This is a genomic window from Paraburkholderia fungorum, from assembly GCF_900099835.1.
GTDB classification, from domain to species: domain Bacteria; phylum Pseudomonadota; class Gammaproteobacteria; order Burkholderiales; family Burkholderiaceae; genus Paraburkholderia; species Paraburkholderia fungorum_A.
This window is the reverse complement of sequence record NZ_FNKP01000001.1, coordinates 2657830-2677717: the sequence shown is the minus strand read 5'-3', so window position 1 is coordinate 2677717 and position 19888 is coordinate 2657830. Positions and strand designations below refer to the sequence as shown.

The following is a 19888-nucleotide window of genomic DNA, read 5'->3' as shown; positions in this document are numbered from 1 at the left end:
TGCAACCTCACGCGACGTCCCGCCCATTAGCGATTGCATCTATCAATACGCGTAAAACGTAAGACGCTCGACGCGCTTGCAACATAGGGCAAGTCCCTGGAATGATTTAGCCGTGCATTACCACTCGCGTGAGTGGCCTCCTAAACTTCATTGAAACAGGAGGGGACACCGATGGCCAAACTCATCCACACGATGATTCGCGTGCAGGATCTGCCGCGCTCGCTGCAGTTCTATCAAAAGGCTTTCAATTTCGATGTATCGCACCGGCTCGACTTTCCGGATTTCTCGCTCGTTTATTTGCGCAATGGCGAAGCCGACTCGGAAATCGAACTCACATGGAATAAAGGTCGCGCAGAACCATATACGCACGGTGACGGCTATGGTCACGTCGCGTTCTGTGTCGACGATGCGAAGAGCGAACGCCAACGTCTGATCGATCTCGGCATGACCCCCAACGATCTGCGCGAATTTCACAATGACAACGGCGAATTGCTGGCGCGCTACTTTTTCATTCAGGACCCCGATGGCTACAAGATCGAAGTGCTGGAACGCTATGGCCACTATCAATAGAAAGTAATCCAGACGGCCGCCGCGCGTAGTTGCATTGCCCCACAAGGAGACAGACATGAAAACAACGGTCATTCCGATCGTCGAGTCCCATCGCGCGCGTCACGCGCATGATCACGATCATCCCCATGAACATGATGCTGCGAAGGCGGCCTCTGCGGCGTTGCGCATTCCTCTGACGAGGAGAGAACTGCTAAAAGGAACCGGCGTGTTAATGGGCACGCTCGCATTCTCTTCTGTGCTGTCCACGCTCGCACCGAGTCGCGCGTGGGCGCTCGAACTACAGGGTCTGGATACGCATCAAGGCGAGGTGATACTCGCGTTCACCCGTCAACTCTATCCGCACGCGACGCTCGACAGCGCGGTCTATGCACTGGTGGTTAAAGATCTCGACGCAAAAGCGAAAGCTGATCCGTCGGTGCGTCAGCAACTCGCGGACGGCGTCAAACAACTCGACGCAAAAGCCGGTTCGAACTGGCTCACACGCACGCCGGCTGCGCAGGCGGAAGACGTCGCAGCGCTCGCGGGATCGCCGTTCTTCAATACAGTGCGCAGCACGGCCATCGTCTCGCTTTACAGCAACACGATGGCGTATGCGCATTTCGGCTACGGCGCATCGGAGGGCGATGGCGGTTACCTGACCAAAGGCTTCGACAGTCTTTCGTGGTTGCCCAATCCGCCGCCGGGTGCGAGCGGTCCGATTCCGACCGACAGCTAGAGCGTTGGCAACCAGTCAGGGCATCGAAAAAAACATCGGAGACAGAGCATGGATCAGGACAGCAACAAGGTGCGTTTTTCGCACAACGACGACAAGGTCGTCGTAATCATCGGATCGGGCGCGGGCGGAGGCACACTGGCGAACGAGCTGGCGCAAAAGGGTATCGACGTGGTCGTGCTGGAGGCGGGCAAGCTGCATACGCAGGCCGATTACGTGACAGAAGAATGGGCGTCGTTCCAGCAACTGGCGTGGCTCGATAAACGCACCACCTCCGGCAACTGGCGGGTCGCGAAAGACTTTCCAAATCTGCCAGCGTGGATCTGCAAGACCGTCGGTGGCACGACAACGCACTGGGCTGGCGCGAGCCTGCGTATCCAGCCGCACGAGTTCAAGGCGAAGACGACTTACGGCGATATAAAAGACACCAGTCTGCTCGACTGGCCGTTGACGCGCGAAGAACTCGATCCGTATTACGACCGTGCGCAGGCGAAGATGGGCGTGACGCGTACCAATGGCTTGCCTGGCTTGCCGGGCAACAACAACTTCAAGGTGATGTCGGCTGGCGCGATGAAAGTCGGCTACAAGGAATGCAACACCGGGCACATGGCGATCAATAGCATCGTGCGTGACGATCGCGCGCATTGCTTTCAGCGCGGCTTCTGCTTTCAGGGATGCCGCACTGGCGCGAAGTGGTCGACGCTCTACACCGAACTGCCGCGCGCGCAGGCCACCGGTCATATGGAATTGCGCACACAGGCGCATGTCGTGCGAATCGAAACCGATGCGCGCGGCAAAGCGAAAGAGGTGCTGTACTACGACAGTAAGGGCAAATTGCAGCGGCAAAAGGCGCGCATTATCGCGGTGGCCGGTAATTCGATTGAAACGCCGCGCCTGTTGCTGAATTCGCATTCGAGCAAATTTCCGCAAGGTCTCGCGAACGGTTCGGGACAAGTGGGCCGCAACTATATGCGTCACACCACCGGCTCCGTGTATGCGGTGTTCAACGACAAGGTGGACATGTTCAAAGGCACCACGATGGCCGGCATTATCGAAGACGAGGCGGTGTTCAATCCGCAACGTGGTTTCGCGGGCGGCTATCACATGGAAACCATTTCGCTCGGACTGCCGTTTTACGCGGCGTTTCTCGACCCAGGCGCATGGGGGCCGACCTTCACTCAGGCAATGGATCAGTACGCGTACACGGCGGGCATGTGGATCGTCGGTGAAGATATGCCGCGCGAGAGCAATCGTGTGACGTTGAATACCGATGTGAAAGATCAATACGGCCAGCCGGTCGCCAACGTGCATTTCGACGACCATCCGAACGACGAAGCAATGCGCGAGCACGCGTACAAACAGGGCACGGCGGTGTACGAAGCAGCGGGCGCGAAGGCGGTGTATCGCGTGCCGCCATATCCGTCGACCCATAACCTGGGCACGGCTCGCATGAGCGCGCGCGCTGAAGACGGCGTTTGCAACAGCTTCGGCCAGACTCACGAAGTGTCGAATCTGTTCATCTCAGATGGCAGTCAGTTCACGACCGGCGCGGCAGAGAACCCGACGATGACGATCGTCACGCTGGCAATCCGCCAGGCCGATCACATTGCGTCGCAGATGAGTAAGCGCAACGTTTAGGCGCTGCGGAAGTGGAGTAGTGGAGGGCGGCGTCCGGGTTCGACGCAATGGTCGGACGCACGATGCCGGCGTATCTTGGCGATGACGGATGGCGTACTGTGGCGCATATCAATGGGCCACAGTACGCCGCGTCAAACAATGGAGTGCACGCCATGTGTGGGATTTACATCAACGCCGATCCGATACTGTATGAATCACGTACCCGCTCGTTGCGGATTCACGGTGTCATCACCACGGTCCGTCTGGAGAATCTGTTCTGGGACGTACTGCATGAAATCGCCGCGCGCGAGAGCATGACGACAAGTCAATTCGCCGTGAAACTGTATGACGAATTGATCGCGCTGCGCGGCGAAATGCCGACTAATTTCGCGTCGTTTCTGCGCGTGTGCTGTTTGCGCTATCTGTCGATGCGTAAGGAAAACGGCACGAACGCAACCGATGCAACACCGGAGCTTGCAGCTGTAGTCAACGAAACGAGACCTCGAATCCTGAAGACAGTTTGATCCGGTGCAACAGCATGAAGCTGTGATTACGGTGCGTCGTCTTCCGCGAAGATCGGGACGAAATCGACGTTCGGTATCACGAACGTCTCCTGTGCATTCGACCCTGGCCGCTGGTAGCTGACTACCGACGTATTCTTGCGCGCCGTTTGCACGCTCACCGTCATGCCCGGCTGAATATCGACGCAGCCGCCTGTTTGCGCTTCAGCGATTTGAGCGGATGTCGCGGTGTCGCCGTGAGTGCGGCTGTTGCCGTCGGGCAGCGTGAGTTGAGCGAGTGCCTGAGTCGAAGTACACATGACGCCTGGCTTTGTGGCGATCAGATCGGCCGCAATAGCGTGATTGCCGAGCAAACCACTTCCTGCAATAAAAATAAAAAGCCGGGTATTGAACCGGGGGTTAAACATTTGTCAGTCTCTATTGTGCGGTTCAGGCGCGGATTATAGAAAACTCTCCGAAAACCGAACAGGCTTCGACTGCAGACATCGCGATCACGCCGGAAAAACGCAGCGAATCCGTAACGAATACGCAACAGGTGGCCCAGCGCCCACATGCTACGATGCTTCGCTAATCGCGTATAAAGATCGGAGACATAGATGCGCCTGGAGAGTGCCGCCCGTTTCGATGAACAGTTTGCGCCTCGAATCGCCGAGGCGATTGCCGCCTGTTTTCCCACCACCGTGCATACCGAAGTTCTGCCGTATGGCGGTCATGGTCATCCCACCCGCGTGCGGATTTACGCGGCACCGATTGAGGATATGGGCCACTATCCGCATCCATTGAATCTGTACTTAACCTGGGATAGCGACGAGATAGAGCGCCTGATGAACGAGCCGGGCGACGCCCGTTTCGCTAACTATCTCGCTGCGTTGCCTCGCAAACTGAAGGCGTGGACCCACGCGCGCGAACTGGATTTTCTGTCGCACACGCAGGGCGAGCCGGTGGCATTACTTGGCGGACTCGATTTCGAATCGTAAGAAACGCGCAATGTCTACGGCCCGTTGCGCGTTTTTACCGGCGGCCTAATCCAGCTTGAATTGCGTGACCGCGCTCGACAGACTCACCGCCTGACTCTGCAACGCAGTCGCCGCAGCCGTCGATTGTTCGACCAGTGCCGCGTTCTGCTGAACCATCTCGTCAAGCTGGCTAACCGCGCGATTGACTTCCTGAATACCGCGATTCTGTTCGCTGGCCGCCTGCGTGATTTCGGAAATGATCGTGGTCACGCTCGCGACGTTCGTGACGATTTCTGTCATGGTCTCGCCGGCCTGGCGAACCTGGCCCGAACCTGACGTGACGCTTGCCACGGTGGCTTCGATCAGCGCCTTGATTTCCTTCGCGGCTTGCGCGCTGCGTTGCGCGAGGCTGCGCACTTCACCGGCCACCACCGCGAAACCGCGACCCTGTTCACCCGCACGCGCCGCTTCAACCGCCGCGTTCAACGCGAGAATATTGGTCTGAAACGCAATGCCATCGATCACGCCGATGATGTCCGAGATTTTCACTGAGGCCTTCTCGATCTCGCCCATCGTCGTAATCACTTCGGAGATCACCACACCGCCGCGCGAAGCGACTTGCGATGCGGATACGGCGGTATCGTCGGCCTGTTTCGCGGCGCCTGCGGATTGCGTGACCGTCGCCGTGATTTCTTCCATCGACGCGGCGGTCTGCTGCAAACTCGCCGCTGCCGATTCGGTGCGTCCGGACAGATCGACGTTACCCGCTGCAATTTCATTGGCGGCCACGCGTACGGATTCGCTGGCGTCGCGAATCTGCCGCATCACGTGACTGAGTTTGTCGACGAAGGTATTGAACGAGCGCGCGATCTGCGCAACTTCGTCGTTGCCGATAGCGGGCAGTCGTTGTGTCAGATCGCCTTCGCCGGAGCCGATCGCGTCCATCGCATCGCGCACTGTCGACAGACGCTGAAACGAAACGGCCGTCACGGCGGCGACGATCACGGCGGCGAGCGCCGCAATCACGATCAATGCGATCAACGAAGTCGTCAGCGCCGAGCGCATGCCCGCAGTCGCTTCGCTTTTATCGAGCGCGACGACGACATACCAGTCGGTGTTCGGAATAGCCTGCGCGCGCAGCAGTTTCGTGCTGCCGTTCACGTCCATTTCCAGCGGACGATCGGCGCTAAAAAGCGCGGCGAGTTTGTCGCTGCTTAAAGCGGGTACGAGATCGGACACTGGCTTCAAAGTCAGCTTTGCATCCGGATGCGCAACGATGTGGCCGCTTGCATCGATCAACATACCGAAGCTCGAAGGCGTCGGATGAATCGCCTTGACGTTGGCGATCACGCTGTCCATCGCGACGTCGCCGGAGATAACCGCTTTCACCGCGCCGTCGCGCACCACGGGTGCGGCGAATGCGACCACCAGCTTGCCGGTGCCCACGTCGACATACGGCGGCGTCACCACAGGCTTGCCCGCTGCAACGGCCTGCCTGTACCACGGGCGCCCAGTCGGATCGTAGTCGGCGGGAATGCCGGTCGCGTCGGAAAACTTCGCCGTCTTGTCCGCGAAACCTACGTACACATTGGTGAAGCCGCCGCCTGCCGCCGTCTGTTTCAACGCGGGGACCGGGTCGGCTTGCAGAACGGTGTCCTGCAACGAACTGATCATCTGACTGTTGGAGGCGACCCAATCCGCGATGCCGTCGGCGTGGCCGCTCTCGACTGCGGTCAGGTTGCTATTGATTGCATCGTTGTTATACGAGCTGGTGACGACATAGTTGAGAGCCGCGTTGGCAGCGAGCGCGACCACCACGATAGCGACGCACAAGGCGACGATGCGCGCACGAATTGAGGAGAACATGTCGGGAGTTTTCTGGAGTGAGCGGTGAGCCGAAATCGGCGAGGCAGTGGCCTCATCCGCGTATACGGCGGTGCGCGCACAGACTTGAGCAGTGAATGCTTTCAGTTTCTTAAGCTTGTGTGCGAAGCCGCCAGCAGCGGTGCGCGGCTTCTTTAAAAAACTTTTGCTGTGCGATGGTCTTTTCGGTCGATGCTGAAATAGTGGATGCGCTAAACGTCGGCCGTCGTGGTATCCGTATGACAATATCGCGAGCCCGGGCTACATCACCGGCGAATGCAGATGATGCGGATGGTCGAGCGTTTCCGCCACGATGTGCAGCGCCTGCTCGCATTCGTCGCGCGTTTTCGAGCCGCCGAGACAAACGCGCATTGCGTTAGGCGGATTGCCGTCGGTCGAAAACGCGGCGCCCGCGACTGCGGCGATTCCCTGATTGCGTAATTGGAGCGCGAGTTCCGACGCGCTCCAGCCGCTTTCCACCGGCACCGGCAGCCACAAATGAAAGCCGTCAGGATGCGCTTCGTAAGGCCACGTTTCCAGTACGCGCGACGCGATAGCCTGACGTGCGCGCGATTCGTTGCGGATTGCGTTGAGCATGTCGACAGCGGTGCCGTCGGCGATCCATTGCGTGGCGAGCGTCACGGTGAAGGGACTCGCCATGACCGTGGTCGCGCGCAATGCGCCGGCAAGGCGCTGCGTTTGCCGCGCGGTAGGCGCATGCAGATGCGCGACGCGCAAGCCCGCACCGAAGCTCTTCGATAAACCCGTCACGTAGTAAGTCAATTCTGGTGCAAGACTCGCGAGTGCGGCGGGCGCAGTTTGCGGCAGCATTGCATACGCGTCGTCTTCGATGATCGGCACGCTGTAGCGCAACGCGACATCCGCGAGTGCTTCGCGACGTTTATGTGTGAGCGTCAGCGTGCTCGGATTCTGCAAGGTCGGATTGCAATAGAACGCACTGGGTTTGTCCGTTTTGCACAGCGCTTCGAAAGCATGCGCGAGCGGACCTTCGTCATCGCGGGGGAGTGCCTGCAGACGCACGCCCAGTTGCGCGGCAATCGCCTTGATGCCGGGGTAGGCGAGCGTATCGAGGCAGATGGTGCCGCCTGGTCGTGCCAACTGGGACACGAGTGCGACGAGGGCGCTGTGAATGCCCGGACACACCAGCACGTTCTGCGCATCGCAATGCGGCACGCGTCGCTTGAGCCATTCGGCGCCCGCGTCCCTGTCCGCCGCCGAGCCGCCGAAATCCTGATAGCGCAGCAACTGGTACGGGTCGCTCGCGGCCATCTGGCGAGCGGCAGAATCGCGCAGACGCATTGCGAAATCGGGCGGTTCCGGCGGCGTGTTCATCGACATTTCGATGCTGCTGCCACCGGCCAGCGGCAACGTGGCCGTGCGGCCGCGCACGAAAGTGCCGCTGCCCGCGCGCGAATCGAGCAACCCGCGCTTGCGTGCTTCCGCATAGGCACGCGCTACGGTCGTGTAGTTCAGCGCAAGTTCTTCGGCGAGATCGCGCAACCCCGGCAAGCGGTCACGCGGACGCAGCCGTCCAGTAGCGAGATCTTCTTCGATCAGATCGGGAATAGCCAGATAAGCCGGTTTGCGGATATCGGCGAGACGTTTGATCCAGTGATGCGTCGGGCTATTCATTGCGTGCGGGCTTCGTTTCGAGGTGAAAAGACAATGATCGGATTTTCAGGAGCTCAATGATCGGATTGATCGAGCATGGTGAATGACTGCACCATGCCGACACGTTGCACTGCGCGAATCGCACCCGGCTGGTGCGATTTATCGGCTTCTCCGGCGATCGCTCTGTACGTTCGAGCTATATGCAACCTTCGTGCAACCTTCACCTGAAAATTTTTTCTGGTCGCACTTCGAATCGACAAGCAATTGATTGCGGATTGATCGCATTTCCCTGGCCGATCAATGGCATAGCCGTTGCATTAGAAGAAGCGCGCACTGCCTGAACGCGCTTCCTCTTTTACTTAGCAAACCTGATCGGAGAGTGTCATGCCAGCCGTCAACAAACCGCTGCATCAGAAAGGCGATTACCTTGTCGACTACGAAGAGAAAGTCTTTGAGGACGTAAAAGCGGAGCCGGGCGAAAAGGCGCTGGTCACGTTTCATACGGTCGCGTTCGAAGGATCAATCGGCTTCGTCAATCTTTTGCAGGCCACACGTCTGCAACGAAAAGGCTTTGAAACGTCGGTTCTGCTGTATGGGCCGGGCGTCACGCTCGGGCTGCAACGCGGCTTCCCGACTCTCGGCGACGAAGCGTTTCCCGGTCACCTGAATTTCAACAAGCAACTGATGAAGTTCATGGAAGAGGGCGGCAAGGTCTACGCGTGCCGCTTTGCATTGCAGGCGCTATATGGCCATGGCGAAGCGTCGCTGATCGAAGGTATTCGGCCGATCAGTCCGCTCGACGTGCTCGACATTCAACTGCTGCATCGTAAGGACAACGCGCTGATCATTCATACGTGGACGGTTTGACGAGAGGCGAGTGACCACCATGTCCAACAAACCGGCCGACAAACGCATCGTGCGCGCTGCCGCAGTCCAGGTCGCACCGGACTTCGAGCGCAGCGGCGGCACGCTTGAAAAAGTCTGCGAGGCAATCGAAAAGGCGGCGCGTGAAGGCGTGCAACTGATCGTGTTCCCCGAGACATTCGTGCCTTATTACCCGTACTTTTCCTTCGTACGGCCGCCCGTCGCCTCCGGCGCGGATCACATGAAACTGTACGAGGAAGCCGTGGTCGTGCCGGGTCCGGTGACGCAGGCGGTAGCCGAGCGTGCGCGGTTGCACCGGATGGTGGTGGTACTTGGCGTCAATGAACGCGATCACGGCAGCCTCTACAACACGCAATTGATCTTCGACGTGGATGGTCAACTCGTGCTTAAACGCCGCAAGATCACGCCGACGTTTCATGAACGGATGATCTGGGGGCAGGGCGACGCAGCCGGTTTGAAAGTCGCGCACACGGCGGTCGCGCGTGTCGGTGCGCTGGCCTGCTGGGAGCACTACAACCCGCTCGCGCGTTATGCATTGATGACGCAGCACGAGGAAATTCATTGCAGCCAGTTTCCCGGCTCACTGGTGGGGCCGATTTTCGCCGACCAGATCGAGGTGACGATTCGTCATCACGCGCTGGAGTCGGGTTGCTTCGTCGTCAATGCAACGGGATGGCTGACCGAAGCGCAGATTGCGTCGGTCACGCCGGATACGAACTTGCAGAAGGCACTGCGCGGCGGTTGCAATACCGCAATCGTGTCGCCTGAAGGTCAGCACCTGGCGCAGCCGTTGCGCGAAGGCGAGGGCATGGTGATTGCGGATCTCGACATGTCATTGATCACCAAACGCAAACGCATGATGGATTCGGTCGGCCATTACGCGCGGCCGGAATTGTTGAGTCTCGCGATCAACCGGCGCCCTGCTGAAACCGTTGCGCCGATGCAGGCATGGTCCGGTGCAATGAACGCAGAGAGCGCCGATTTCAATTCAACCGTAGGGGCGAGCGATGAACTCCAGCGAGACTTTGTCGGCTGAAAGCCGTCAATTGATGACCGAATTGCAGTCGGCAGGCTTGCGGCTCGTGTCACCGGATGCGGGCGCGGCGAGCCGGCGCGGCGGTGCGGGTCCATCGGATCATAAGGCGGTGACGGTGGACGGCGTAACGATCATGGTGCCCGTGCATACCAGTACGGCATGGCACTCGCCGTTTGTCGCGCAGACGCCGGACGCGACCGGTTCGAGCGCATTGCTGCGCGGGTCGATTCCGATTGCGAATATCAGCTTTCCGAAAGCGCCGCGTTTTTCCAGCTTGCAGACACTGGATGGCGTGCCGTATTCGCATATCGCCGCTCTGCATAGTGCGGATGTTTTAGCCACGACGGTATTGCAAACCTGTATTCGCTACGAGAGCCGTCGCAAGAGTTGCAAGTTCTGCGCGATTGGTCAGTCGCTCGCTGCAGGTCGAACGATTGCGCGCAAGACGCCGGAGCAACTGGCCGAAGTTGCGCGTGCGGCCGTGTTGCTCGATGGCGTCAAGCATATGGTGCTGACTACCGGCACGCCGCCTACCCCCGATCGTGGCGCGCAGATTCTGTGCGAGAGCGCATTCGCGATCAAGGCTGCTGTCGATCTGCCGATACAGGCGCAATGCGAGCCGCCCGACGACGACCGCTGGTTTGCGCGAATGAAAGCAAGCGGTATCGACACGCTCGGCATGCATCTGGAAGTAGTGACGCCGGCTTTGCGCGAACGCATCATGCCGGGCAAAGCGAGTGTGCCGCTTTCGCGTTACATGGAGGCGTTCAAGGCAGCAGTGGCAGTGTTTGGACGCGGACAGGTCAGTACGTACATTCTCGCGGGCCTGGGTGACAGCGTCGAGGCGATTCTCGCGATGTCGCGCGAGTTGATCGATCTCGGCGTCTATCCGTTCGTCGTGCCGTTCGTGCCGATCAGCGGCACGCCACTCGAAGATCATCCGGCTCCCACACCTGAATTCATGAAGTCGGTGCTGCAACCGCTTGGCGCAATGCTCAACGCCGCTGCGATGCGCTCGGCCGACATCAAGGCCGGTTGCGGAAAATGTGGTGCGTGTTCGTCGTTGTCGTCGTACGAGGAGTGATCATGTTCGGTGAGGCGATTGCAGGCGAAGCGCTCGAAGGCGAAATGGATTTAGGGGCTCATGCTCTTTTCGCTCCCTTTTCGCCGAGTGAATTCCGCATCAAATGGACCACGCTGGATTGGGAAGCAGAAGAAGCGTTCCGTTTGCGGCGTGCGGTGTTCTGCATCGAGCAGGGTATCTTTGTCGGCGACGACCGGGATGATATCGATCGACACGCGCAGCAACTGGTCGCGGTCAGTTGCGTGGCGGGTATGCCTGAACAGGTGGTCGGCACGGTGCGGATTCACCGCGATCACGGCAATGTATGGTTTGGTTCGCGGCTCGCTGTTCACGCAGCGTTTCGCCGCTATGGAAAGATCGGCGCGACGCTGATTCGCCTCGCTGTGAGCAGTGCAAATGCGCTCGGTTGCGAGACGTTTCTCGCTCACGTGCAGAGTCAGAATGTGCCGCTATTTCAGGCGATGCACTGGGACGTGCTGGCCGAAGAGATGCTGCTGGGCAGGCCGCATCATCTGATGCAGGCGCAGATGGATGCGTACCCGCCGTGCGTTACACCGCACGGCGGTTTCGTCACGCTGACGCAGCAGTCGGCTCGTTCTTCGCTGCGGAGGGCGGCATGAGTGGCATGAGTGGCGCGAACACCATGAGCGTGGCCGATCTCGTCGCCAGCTTGCGCGAAAGCCGCGGGTTCCGGCACAAGACAGATATTGCCCGTGTGGTCGGCTCGCTCGCGCGTCGCTTGCCCGGCGGCGCGCGCGATCTGGCTCAAGCCGTTGCGCTTGGCGACGATTGCGCGGCGCTCGCCGATGGAGACGGTTATCTCCTGTTCGCGATCGAAGGCATGGTCAGCGATTTTGTCAGCGCAATGCCGTGGTTCGCGGGCTACAGCAGCGTGATGGTCAACGTCAGCGATATCTATGCAATGGGCGGCAGGCCGCTGGCCGTTGTCGACGCGCTATGGAGCCGCGACATCGGCGCGGCGGAGCAGGTGCTGGCAGGGATGGCGGCCGCTTCAATTGCGTATGGCGTGCCGATTGTCGGCGGTCACACGAATGCGCGCAGCGATGCGGCACAACTGGCGGTGTCGATTGTCGGACGCGCTAAAGCATTGCTATCGAGTTTCAATGCAAAGCCGGGCGATGCGCTGATGATGGCGGTCGATCTGCGTGGCCGTTTCGAAGAACCTTATCCATTCTGGAATGCTTCAGTGGATGCGCCGTCCGAACGTTTGCGCGCCGATCTGGAATTGCTGCCGCAACTCGCGGAGAGCGGACTCTGCGATGCCGCCAAAGATATCAGTATGGCGGGCACATTGGGCACCGCGCTTATGTTGCTCGAATGTTCGAAGGTGGGCGCGCGGATTGATCTCACGCGTATCCCGAAGCCGACCGATGTTGCATTGTCGCGTTGGGTGACCGCGTTTCCGAGTTTCGGCTATTTGCTATCTGTGCGTCAGGAGAATGTCGCGGCCGTACAGGCACTTTTCGATTCTCGCGCGCTGGCATGTGCGGTAATCGGTGTCGTCGATGATTCGCTCGAAGTATCGCTGCATCGGCAAAATGACTCAACCGTGTTGTGGGACTTCAAACGCGAGCCGTTCATCGTTGCAAAGGAAGGTGCGCGATGAATGAGGTGCATAGCTTGCTACGTATTGCATTGCTGACGCATTCGGTCAATCCACGTGGCGGGGTGGTGCACACGCTTGAATTGGCAAGCGCATTGACTTCGCTCGGACATGACGTGACGGTGTTCGTGCCCGCCGCTCCGGGAGAGACGCTGTTCCGATTGCCGCCGTGCCGTGTGGTGTATGCACCGATTACGTTGTCGCAAGCCAATACTGTGGAGATGGTGGAAGCGCGAATCGATGCGTTTCATCGCGCGTTGATCGAACAGGATCCGGCTTCGTTCGACGTGTTGCATGCGCAGGACAGCATAAGCGGCAACGCGCTCGCGGAGTTGAAGGCGCAAGGGCTGATCCGCGGTTTCGTGCGCACTGTGCATCATCTGGACCATTTCGATAATCCGCGTCTGGCTGCATGGCAATTGCGCGCGTATCAGGACGCCGATCAGGTGCTGTGTGTGAGCGATACGTGGACTCGCGAGATGAAAGCGGCGTGGGGAATCGATGCGATCACCGTTCCGAATGGGGTAGACATCCAACGCTTTTCCTCTCGTGCCGATGATTACGACTCTGAAATCAGACAACGTTTCGGCATTGGAGATGGACCGATTGTTCTCTCCGTGGGCGGTATCGAAGGGCGCAAGAACACATTGGCGCTGCTGGAAGCGTTTGCTTCTATACGTAACGTTCGGCCGGAGGCGCAACTCGTTATCGCTGGCGGTGCGAGTCTGCTAGACCACGACGCCTACACTCGCGGCGTACTCCGGCGAGTAGAGGAATTGGGCCTCTCTACCGGTCCGCTAAAAGGCGTGGTGATAACCGGCCCGCTAGAAGACGCCGCCATGCCGGCGCTATTTCGAATCGCGGATGTGCTGTCGATGGTGTCGCTGCGAGAAGGCTTCGGCCTGGTGGTACTGGAGGCGTTAGCGAGCGGAACACCGGTAGTGGCCTCGGCAATTGCCCCATTCACCGAGTACCTCGACGACGCGACATGCTGCTGGGCCGATCCCACCGATATCGATTCAATCGCGTCTGCATTGCTCCATGCGCTCGACACTGCGACGATCGATTTCGATCACGCCGTCCCGGCATTACTCGCGCGCTTCAATTGGCGCGCGAGTGCGCAGCGTCACGTCGACGCCTACCACCACTTTCTCGCGACGTACGAGCTACCCATCAACTGATTTGAGGAGTTGCAATGCCTGTCATGCACTTTCGGATTCAATGGCCCGACGGCGACGAAGCAAACTGTTATTCGCCTTCGCTCGTGATCGGCGATTTTTTTAAACCCGGTGAGGCCTATCCACTAGACGATTTCGTCACACGTTCGCGACAGGCGCTGAATATCGCCTCGGATCGAGTGCGCGAAAAGTACGGCTTCGCCTGTTCGGCGGCGATGGATCAGCTAGCGCAAATCGAGCGCGACGCTGAGCGTTTTCGCGATCAACCGGACGCGACGGTCAAGGTTATCGAGTTCAGCTAGGCGGACATTTTCTCAGAGGACGCATCATGTCGAATCCAGCACATCACGCGCGCGCCGAAGGGCATTACAGCGTGCTCGTTGTCGGCGGCGGGCAGGCGGGTTTGTCGGTCAGCTATCACCTGAAGCAATCCGGCATCGACCATCTGGTCGTCGAAAAGAACACGGTGACGCACACATGGCGAGAGCAACGCTGGGACGCGTTCTGTCTGGTCACGCCGAACTGGCAATGCGCGTTGCCGGGTTATCCGTATCAGGGCGATGATCCGCATGGGTTCATGAAGAAGGACGAGATCATTCAATATCTCGACGGCTTTATTGCACACGTCGAAGCACCTGTACTCGAGCGAACGGAAGTGCGCCGCGTAAAGCAGCGCGAAGACGGTGTTTATACGATTTCAACATCGCGCGGCGATTTCACCGCGGATCAGGTCGTCGTGGCGTCGGGCGGATATCACACGCCAATCGTGCCGCGTTTTGCCGAGCGCCTTCCTGCACATATCGGGCAGTTGCAATCGTCTGCGTATCGCAATCCGCAGTCTTTGCCTGAAGGCGCGGTGATGGTGGTCGGCACCGGTCAATCCGGCGCGCAGATCGCCGAAGACTTGCATCTGGCAGGACGCAAAGTCGTGCTCGCCGTGGGCGAAGCGCCGCGTTGCGCGCGCTTCTATCGGGGCCGCGACGTGGTCGACTGGCTCGCGGACATGCAGTATTACGACATGCCGGTCGAGAAGCATCCGCTGCGTGAGGGCGTGCGCGACAACACCAATCACTATGTGACCGGCCGTGACGGCGGACGCGATATCGACTTGCGAAAGTTCGCAGCCGAAGGCATGGAACTCTATGGCCGACTCGATGATCTGCAAGACGGACAGTTTCATTTCTCGCCCACACTCGCGTCGAATCTAGATTCTGCGGACGACACGTATAACCGGATTAACGCGAGCATCGACGGCTTCATCGAGAAGCACGCTATCGATGCCCCGGCAGGCGAGCCCTATGAACCTGTCTGGCGGCCCGAGCAGGAGCGCACCACGCTCGATGTCGAAACGAGCGGTATCGCAGCGATTATCTGGTGTATCGGTTTCACGCCGGACTTTAGCTGGCTCGATGCGCCTGTGTTCAACGGTCGCGGTTATCCCGCGCATACGCGAGGCATCACGCCAATCGACGGCCTGTATTTTGTCGGCTTGCCGTGGCTGCATACGTGGGGTTCAGGACGCTTCTCCGGCGTCGCGCGCGACGCGGAGTTCATCGTGCGCGCAATTCGTGAGAAAGCGAAAGAGCGTGCTTCATTGACAGCGGCAGTCGCCGCATGAAATCGCGGAGGCTTGCGCTCGCGACATAAAAAAACGGCCGCTGCGAAAAAAAGCAGCGGCCGTTCTACTCTTACATACGCATATGCCCGGCAAAAACTCAGCTACCCAACGCAGGATCGCTCATGCTGCTCTTGCCAGTTTCGACGTGTCCCGCAAGGCGTCGTGCGAATGACGAGTCCGTATCGACCGTAATGGCCAGGTCGTACCAGCCATGAGCATTACGCAGATCCAGATAAAGCGGCTCGGTATCGCCGCCGCGTACCGAATGCTTGATCACATTGTTCGCGTCGTATGCATTCACAATCGTGAACTGGCAACGCGCACTGCCGACGTTTTCCAGACGCAATTGCAGATTGCCGTTCGATACGTCGTAACCCTCGGCGATTTCAGGACGCGCCGTTTCCGATCCGCCCCACCAGTTATGCGCGACCACCTTGCCCGCAAAGCGCCGCAGGAATCCATTCGGGCCGTACACGGTGTAGTCGTAGCTGCCATCCGCATTGAGCGGAAACTGATCCTGCAAACGCTTGCCCGGTTCGACCGTATAGGTGCGCGGCGCGTCGGCGCTCTGCGCGGCGTAGACCAGAAACACCGCACCGGCGCGCCCCGTGTTGACGAAGCGCATCGAGAGCTTGCCGCTCGACGCTTCGCCTTGCACACGCACGAATAGTTCATACGGCAGAGCGCGAGCGGGGCGGATGCCCGGTTCCTGCTTTGGCACCGCCTGGACAGCAGGCGGCAGCGGAATGTAATCGGCGTGGCGATTCTGGTCGGGAGGGACGTAGCCGCTCGTGCTCGGCAGCGCCGGCACGGAGCTGTTCGGGTTGCTGAAGTTGAACGCCGACATCAGATCGCCGCATACCGCGCGACGCCACGGCGTAATGTTCGACTCGCCGAGGTTGTGCTGGTGGCCGAAGCGTTTTTCGATGAAGCGGATCACCGACGTATGGTCGAACAATTCAGAGCATACGTAGCCGCCTTTCGACCACGGCGACACCACGATCATCGGCACGCGTGGTCCGAGCCCATATGGAGCCGCTGGTGTGGTTGAGTTGCCCGGAAAGATTTCGTTGCTGATGTCGACGGTAGACAAACCGTTGGCGCTCGACGACGGGGCGAACGGCGGCGGCATGTGATCGAAGAAGCCGTCGTTTTCGTCGTAGTTGATCAGCAGTACGGTTTTGCTCCACACGTCGGGATTCGACGTGAGAATCTGCAACACTTGGTCGATGTACCACGCGCCGTAATTGGTCGGCCAGTTCGGATGCTCGGAATACGCTTCGGGGGCGACGATCCACGAGACTTGCGGCAGTGTGTTGTTCTGCACGTCGCGCTTGAGTATGTCGAAGTAGCCGTCGCCATTCGCCGCGTTGGTGCCCGTGCGCGCGTTGTCGTAGAGCGGGTTGCCCGGTTGCGCGTTGCGGTACTGGTTGAAATAGAGCAGTGAGTTGTCGCCGTAATTGCCGATGTACGCGTTCTGTGTCCAGCCCCATGAGCCGTTTGCATCGAGGCCGGTGCCCATGTCCTGATAGATCTTCCACGAAATGCCCGCGTTTTGCAGTACTTCGGGGTACGTGGACCACCCATAGCCGAGTTCGGAATTGTCGATCACCGGACCGCCGCCGTCGCCGTCGTTACCGACCCAGCCGCTCCACATGTAGTAGCGGTTCGGGTCGGTCGGCCCCATCAGCGAACAATGGTAGGCGTCGCAAATGGTGAACGCGTCGGCGAGCTGGTAGTGAAACGGAATGTCGTCGCGCGTGAGGTAGGCCATCGTCGTGGTGCCCTTCGAGGGCACCCACTGATCGTAGCGGCCGCCATTCCACGCGGTGTGAGTCGTGCCCCAGTCGTGCGCGAGATCTTGCAGGAATTGCAGGCCGAGATTCGGCGCAGTAGGGCGAAACGGCAATACGTCCCCCAGATCCCCTGCAAGCGGTTGATACCACACGGGCTTGCCGTTCGGCAGATTGATCGCGCGGGTGTCGCCAAAACCGCGCACGCCTTTGAGCGAGCCGAAGTAATGGTCGAACGAGCGGTTTTCCTGCATCAGCACGACGATATGTTCGACGTCCTGAATCGTGCCGGTCTTATTGTTGGCGGGAATGGCCAGCGCGTTGCGAATGCCCAGTGGCAACATGCTCAATGCCGTGGCGGAACCGGCGGCATGCGCTGCTGAGCGCAGAAAATCACGGCGATTTTTTGAAGTCATGGTTATGGCTCTCGATCTTCGGTGGAGGAACGGAACAGAACGAAACAGCGCGCGCGAGCGTGAGCGGCGCGCGATCAGTCGACGGTATGGATGACGGGTGTGGCGAGCGGGGTTGACGCAGTGGCAGACAATGCAGCGTCGGAACCAGATGCGGGTAGGGCAGGGGTTTGAATCGTAACGGCTGAAGGCGCGGACGAGGCGGCTAGCGGGTTGTCTTGCGTCGCTGCCTGCGTGCTGCTGTTGTCAGCGGGACTATCGGTGGAACTCGAACTGGTTGCGGCAGCGTCGTCCGGTTTGTCGTCGTTACCGCACGCTGCGATCGACATGCAAAGCGACGCGGCGATCAATGCGAATGCCAAACGTTTGCGCTGTAAAACAGGAGCGAGCTTCGGCACAACGGACATGACAATGTCTCCGACATGGGGAAGGCTTGCCAGGGCATGCGTGTGCCGAGGTCAGCGATGCAGCAGCTTAATCGCTGACCTGTGTAAGTTTTGTGAAGAGGTGGTGAGGAATGGAAAGTCGGTCGAGGCAGGAACGCGGCGGTAAGTTTGCCCGGCAACTCTCCGCTGACCCATTAACGCCGCGATGAAATGAATTCCGCAATTGCATCGTTCAACCTGTCCGGCGCATCGCGATGCGGTGAGTGTCCGCAAGCGTCGAGCTTGACCAGTCGCGTATGCAAAACGCGCTCTGCGATCCTGTCGATCTGGGCCATCGTGCCGTAGTGGTCGTCGTGTCCCTGTATCGCGAGTAGCGGCTGATGAATCGCCAACAGTTCCGCGCCGATCGTCCATTGCCTGAAGTCGGGATTCAACCAGATGTCGCTCCAGCCGTAGAAGGCGGAGTCGACGTCCGCGTGATACCGGGCGAGTTTGTCGCGCAAGTCGGTGGTTTCGTAAAGCTGCTTCGTTTGCACGATGCCTTGCACCGAGATGTCCTCGACAAACACGTGCGGCGCGATGACGACTGCGCCCGCCAGCGCATCGGGATGCAACGCTGCATACAGCAGCGCGATCGAGCCGCCGTCGCTATGGCCGATCACCCACATCCGTTTGCGCTCCGTGATGCCGATTTGAAGCGAATCGAGCAACTCGGGGAGGATCTCATGCGCTTGCGCCGTCATGTAATCGACGGGCCATTTCACTTCTCGCGGACGCGGCGTAGACAGTCCGTAACCGGGCCGCGAATAGACGAGGCCGCGCATGCCGAGTCGCTCGCACAGCGCTTGCGGCCAGTCGCGCCACATGGCGATCGAGCCGAGTCCTTCGTGCAGGAACACAGCAATCGGCGCCTCTGCCGCTGCCTCGTTGATCCACCGGTATTCGATGCGCAACGGCCCGTGCGAGACCGTGGCGGGCAGGTCGGCAAAGCTGCTAGCCGACGTATCGACGATCGTGGCGGCAGTGCCGGAAACGGGGTTCTGCATGAATCACCTTATGATTGTTGTTCGACCTGCTCGCGGTCTCTTTACACGCTTCAGCCTGAAGACTCCGCGCTATTTTCATTTTCCGAACGCGGCCGTGAGCGCGAGCCAGCAACTGCAGGCGACACCGCCCCGCACGCACGAATCACCAACTGCACGACTTCCTCCGTCGTCGCTTCGAACGCTTTCTGCGTCAACGCGCGCTTGCCCTTGAGTGCACGAATCTGCGCGTCGAAGTCGGCGTAATGCTGGGTGGTCGCCCAGATCATGTACATCAACGTCTGCGCATTCACCGGCGCGAGCAGGCCGCGCGCAATCCAGTCGTCGATCACTTTCACTCGGCTGTCGAGCCACGGCTTCACACGTCCCGTGAGAATGTCTTCCATATGCACGGCGCCGTGAATGATTTCGCTGGCCCATACCTTCGAGCCTAACGGCCGGCGCCGCGACAATTCCATTTTCGCGCGCACGTACCCACCAATCGCTTCAACCGGATCGTCACTGCATTCGAACGTATCCGCTGCACGATGCCAGTCTTCGAACAGGTCTTCGAGCACGCGCCGGTACAGCGCGAGCTTGGTCGGAAAGTAGTAGTGCACGTTAGCTTTTGGTAAGCCAGCACGCTCGGCGATCATCGCCGTACTGGTGCCGTCGAGTCCCCGTTCGGCGAAAACCGCTTCCGCGCACGCCAGAAGATGCGCCTCGTTCGACTCACGAATGTGTGCCTTGCGCCGCCGCAATGGCGCGCGCGTTTCGTCGGTTTCGGTGATGTCGGCCGCCACGTCGTCGTCTCTCATGTTTGCCTTCGCCGGCATCTGCGCCGCGTCGCGCTTCATTCTAGTCGTTTGGACCGACGCTCACACGCGCAATCGTCATGTGTGAAAACGCCGTGCTGCAGTGCAATGGCACGCTTCTCGCTATGTTTCTCGCCGTACGAAAGGTGTTGATCTGGCAGGC

General features: G+C 59.5%; 19 protein-coding genes. 13 read left to right on the top strand and 6 right to left on the bottom strand.

The window, feature by feature from the left end; translation table 11 throughout:
* Positions 1-171: 171 nt before the first annotated feature.
* From BLS41_RS11735 to BLS41_RS11720, 4 genes are all read left to right on the top strand, one after another.
* On the top strand, positions 172-570 hold the full coding sequence (locus tag BLS41_RS11735) for a VOC family protein (protein ID WP_074764635.1): 399 nt from the start codon (positions 172-174) through the stop codon (positions 568-570).
* 55 nt (positions 571-625) lie between these two features.
* Positions 626-1285, top strand: a complete 660-nt coding sequence (locus BLS41_RS11730) for a twin-arginine translocation signal domain-containing protein (protein WP_074764632.1) — start codon at positions 626-628, stop codon at positions 1283-1285.
* Positions 1286-1333: 48 nt separating this feature from the next.
* Positions 1334-2920, top strand: coding sequence for a GMC family oxidoreductase (locus BLS41_RS11725; RefSeq protein ID WP_074764630.1), 1587 nt, complete (start codon positions 1334-1336; stop codon positions 2918-2920).
* 152 nt (positions 2921-3072) lie between these two features.
* Positions 3073-3423, top strand: a complete 351-nt coding sequence (locus tag BLS41_RS11720; protein ID WP_074766480.1) for a ribbon-helix-helix domain-containing protein — start codon at positions 3073-3075, stop codon at positions 3421-3423.
* Positions 3424-3449: 26 nt separating this feature from the next.
* On the opposite strand, the gene BLS41_RS11715 is transcribed toward BLS41_RS11720, so the two are convergent.
* A complete protein-coding gene (locus BLS41_RS11715) occupies positions 3450-3827 on the bottom strand; it encodes a hypothetical protein (RefSeq protein ID WP_143026250.1) in 378 nt (125 codons plus the stop codon).
* 189 nt (positions 3828-4016) lie between these two features.
* Here BLS41_RS11715 and BLS41_RS11710 point away from each other — a divergent pair, with 189 nt between their 5' ends.
* Positions 4017-4397, top strand: a complete 381-nt coding sequence (locus tag BLS41_RS11710) for a DUF5594 family protein (RefSeq protein ID WP_074764626.1) — start codon at positions 4017-4019, stop codon at positions 4395-4397.
* Positions 4398-4442: 45 nt separating this feature from the next.
* On the opposite strand, the gene BLS41_RS11705 is transcribed toward BLS41_RS11710, so the two are convergent.
* On the bottom strand, positions 4443-6242 hold the full coding sequence (locus BLS41_RS11705) for a methyl-accepting chemotaxis protein (protein WP_074764623.1): 1800 nt from the start codon (positions 6240-6242) through the stop codon (positions 4443-4445).
* A 258-nt stretch (positions 6243-6500) separates the two neighbouring features.
* Positions 6501-7892, bottom strand: coding sequence for an aminotransferase-like domain-containing protein (locus BLS41_RS11700; protein WP_074764621.1), 1392 nt, complete (start codon positions 7890-7892; stop codon positions 6501-6503).
* 363 nt (positions 7893-8255) lie between these two features.
* On the opposite strand from BLS41_RS11700, the gene BLS41_RS11695 reads away from it, so the two are divergent.
* From BLS41_RS11695 to BLS41_RS11660, 8 genes are read left to right on the top strand one after another with little or no spacing between them, the layout of a single operon-like run.
* Complete coding sequence (locus BLS41_RS11695; protein ID WP_054040483.1) at positions 8256-8738, top strand: MSMEG_0572/Sll0783 family nitrogen starvation response protein; 483 nt, start codon at positions 8256-8258, stop codon at positions 8736-8738.
* Between the two features lie 19 nt (positions 8739-8757).
* Positions 8758-9792, top strand: a complete 1035-nt coding sequence (locus tag BLS41_RS11690) for a Nit6803 family nitrilase (protein ID WP_074764619.1) — start codon at positions 8758-8760, stop codon at positions 9790-9792.
* On the top strand, positions 9764-10876 hold the full coding sequence (locus BLS41_RS11685; RefSeq protein WP_171910224.1) for an MSMEG_0568 family radical SAM protein: 1113 nt from the start codon (positions 9764-9766) through the stop codon (positions 10874-10876). Before BLS41_RS11690 ends, BLS41_RS11685 begins: the two co-directional genes overlap by 29 nt.
* 2 nt (positions 10877-10878) lie before the next feature.
* Positions 10879-11496, top strand: coding sequence for an MSMEG_0567/Sll0786 family nitrogen starvation N-acetyltransferase (locus BLS41_RS11680; protein WP_074764615.1), 618 nt, complete (start codon positions 10879-10881; stop codon positions 11494-11496).
* 23 nt (positions 11497-11519) lie between these two features.
* Positions 11520-12503 (top strand): sll0787 family AIR synthase-like protein, encoded by a 984-nt coding sequence (locus BLS41_RS11675; protein WP_074766478.1) that lies wholly within the window; start codon positions 11520-11522, stop codon positions 12501-12503.
* Positions 12500-13681, top strand: coding sequence for an MSMEG_0565 family glycosyltransferase (locus BLS41_RS11670; RefSeq protein WP_074764613.1), 1182 nt, complete (start codon positions 12500-12502; stop codon positions 13679-13681). Before BLS41_RS11675 ends, BLS41_RS11670 begins: the two co-directional genes overlap by 4 nt.
* Positions 13682-13695: 14 nt before the next feature.
* On the top strand, positions 13696-13980 hold the full coding sequence (locus tag BLS41_RS11665) for an MSMEG_0570 family nitrogen starvation response protein (protein WP_074764611.1): 285 nt from the start codon (positions 13696-13698) through the stop codon (positions 13978-13980).
* A gap of 26 nt (positions 13981-14006) precedes the next feature.
* The gene (locus tag BLS41_RS11660; RefSeq protein ID WP_074764609.1) at positions 14007-15296 is read left to right on the top strand and encodes an MSMEG_0569 family flavin-dependent oxidoreductase; all 1290 of its coding nucleotides are present in this window, start codon (positions 14007-14009) and stop codon (positions 15294-15296) included.
* Between the two features lie 97 nt (positions 15297-15393).
* Here BLS41_RS11660 and BLS41_RS11655 read toward each other — a convergent pair whose 3' ends face one another.
* The 3 genes from BLS41_RS11655 to BLS41_RS11640 all read right to left on the bottom strand — a co-directional run bounded on the left by BLS41_RS11655 (position 15394) and on the right by BLS41_RS11640 (position 19728).
* Entirely contained in the window at positions 15394-17505 is a 2112-nt protein-coding gene (locus BLS41_RS11655) for a phosphocholine-specific phospholipase C (RefSeq protein WP_074764607.1), read from the bottom strand.
* A gap of 577 nt (positions 17506-18082) precedes the next feature.
* Positions 18083-18934 (bottom strand): alpha/beta fold hydrolase, encoded by an 852-nt coding sequence (locus tag BLS41_RS11645; protein WP_074764603.1) that lies wholly within the window; start codon positions 18932-18934, stop codon positions 18083-18085.
* 50 nt (positions 18935-18984) lie between these two features.
* On the bottom strand, positions 18985-19728 hold the full coding sequence (locus BLS41_RS11640) for a TetR/AcrR family transcriptional regulator (RefSeq protein WP_143026249.1): 744 nt from the start codon (positions 19726-19728) through the stop codon (positions 18985-18987).
* Positions 19729-19888 lie beyond the last annotated feature (160 nt).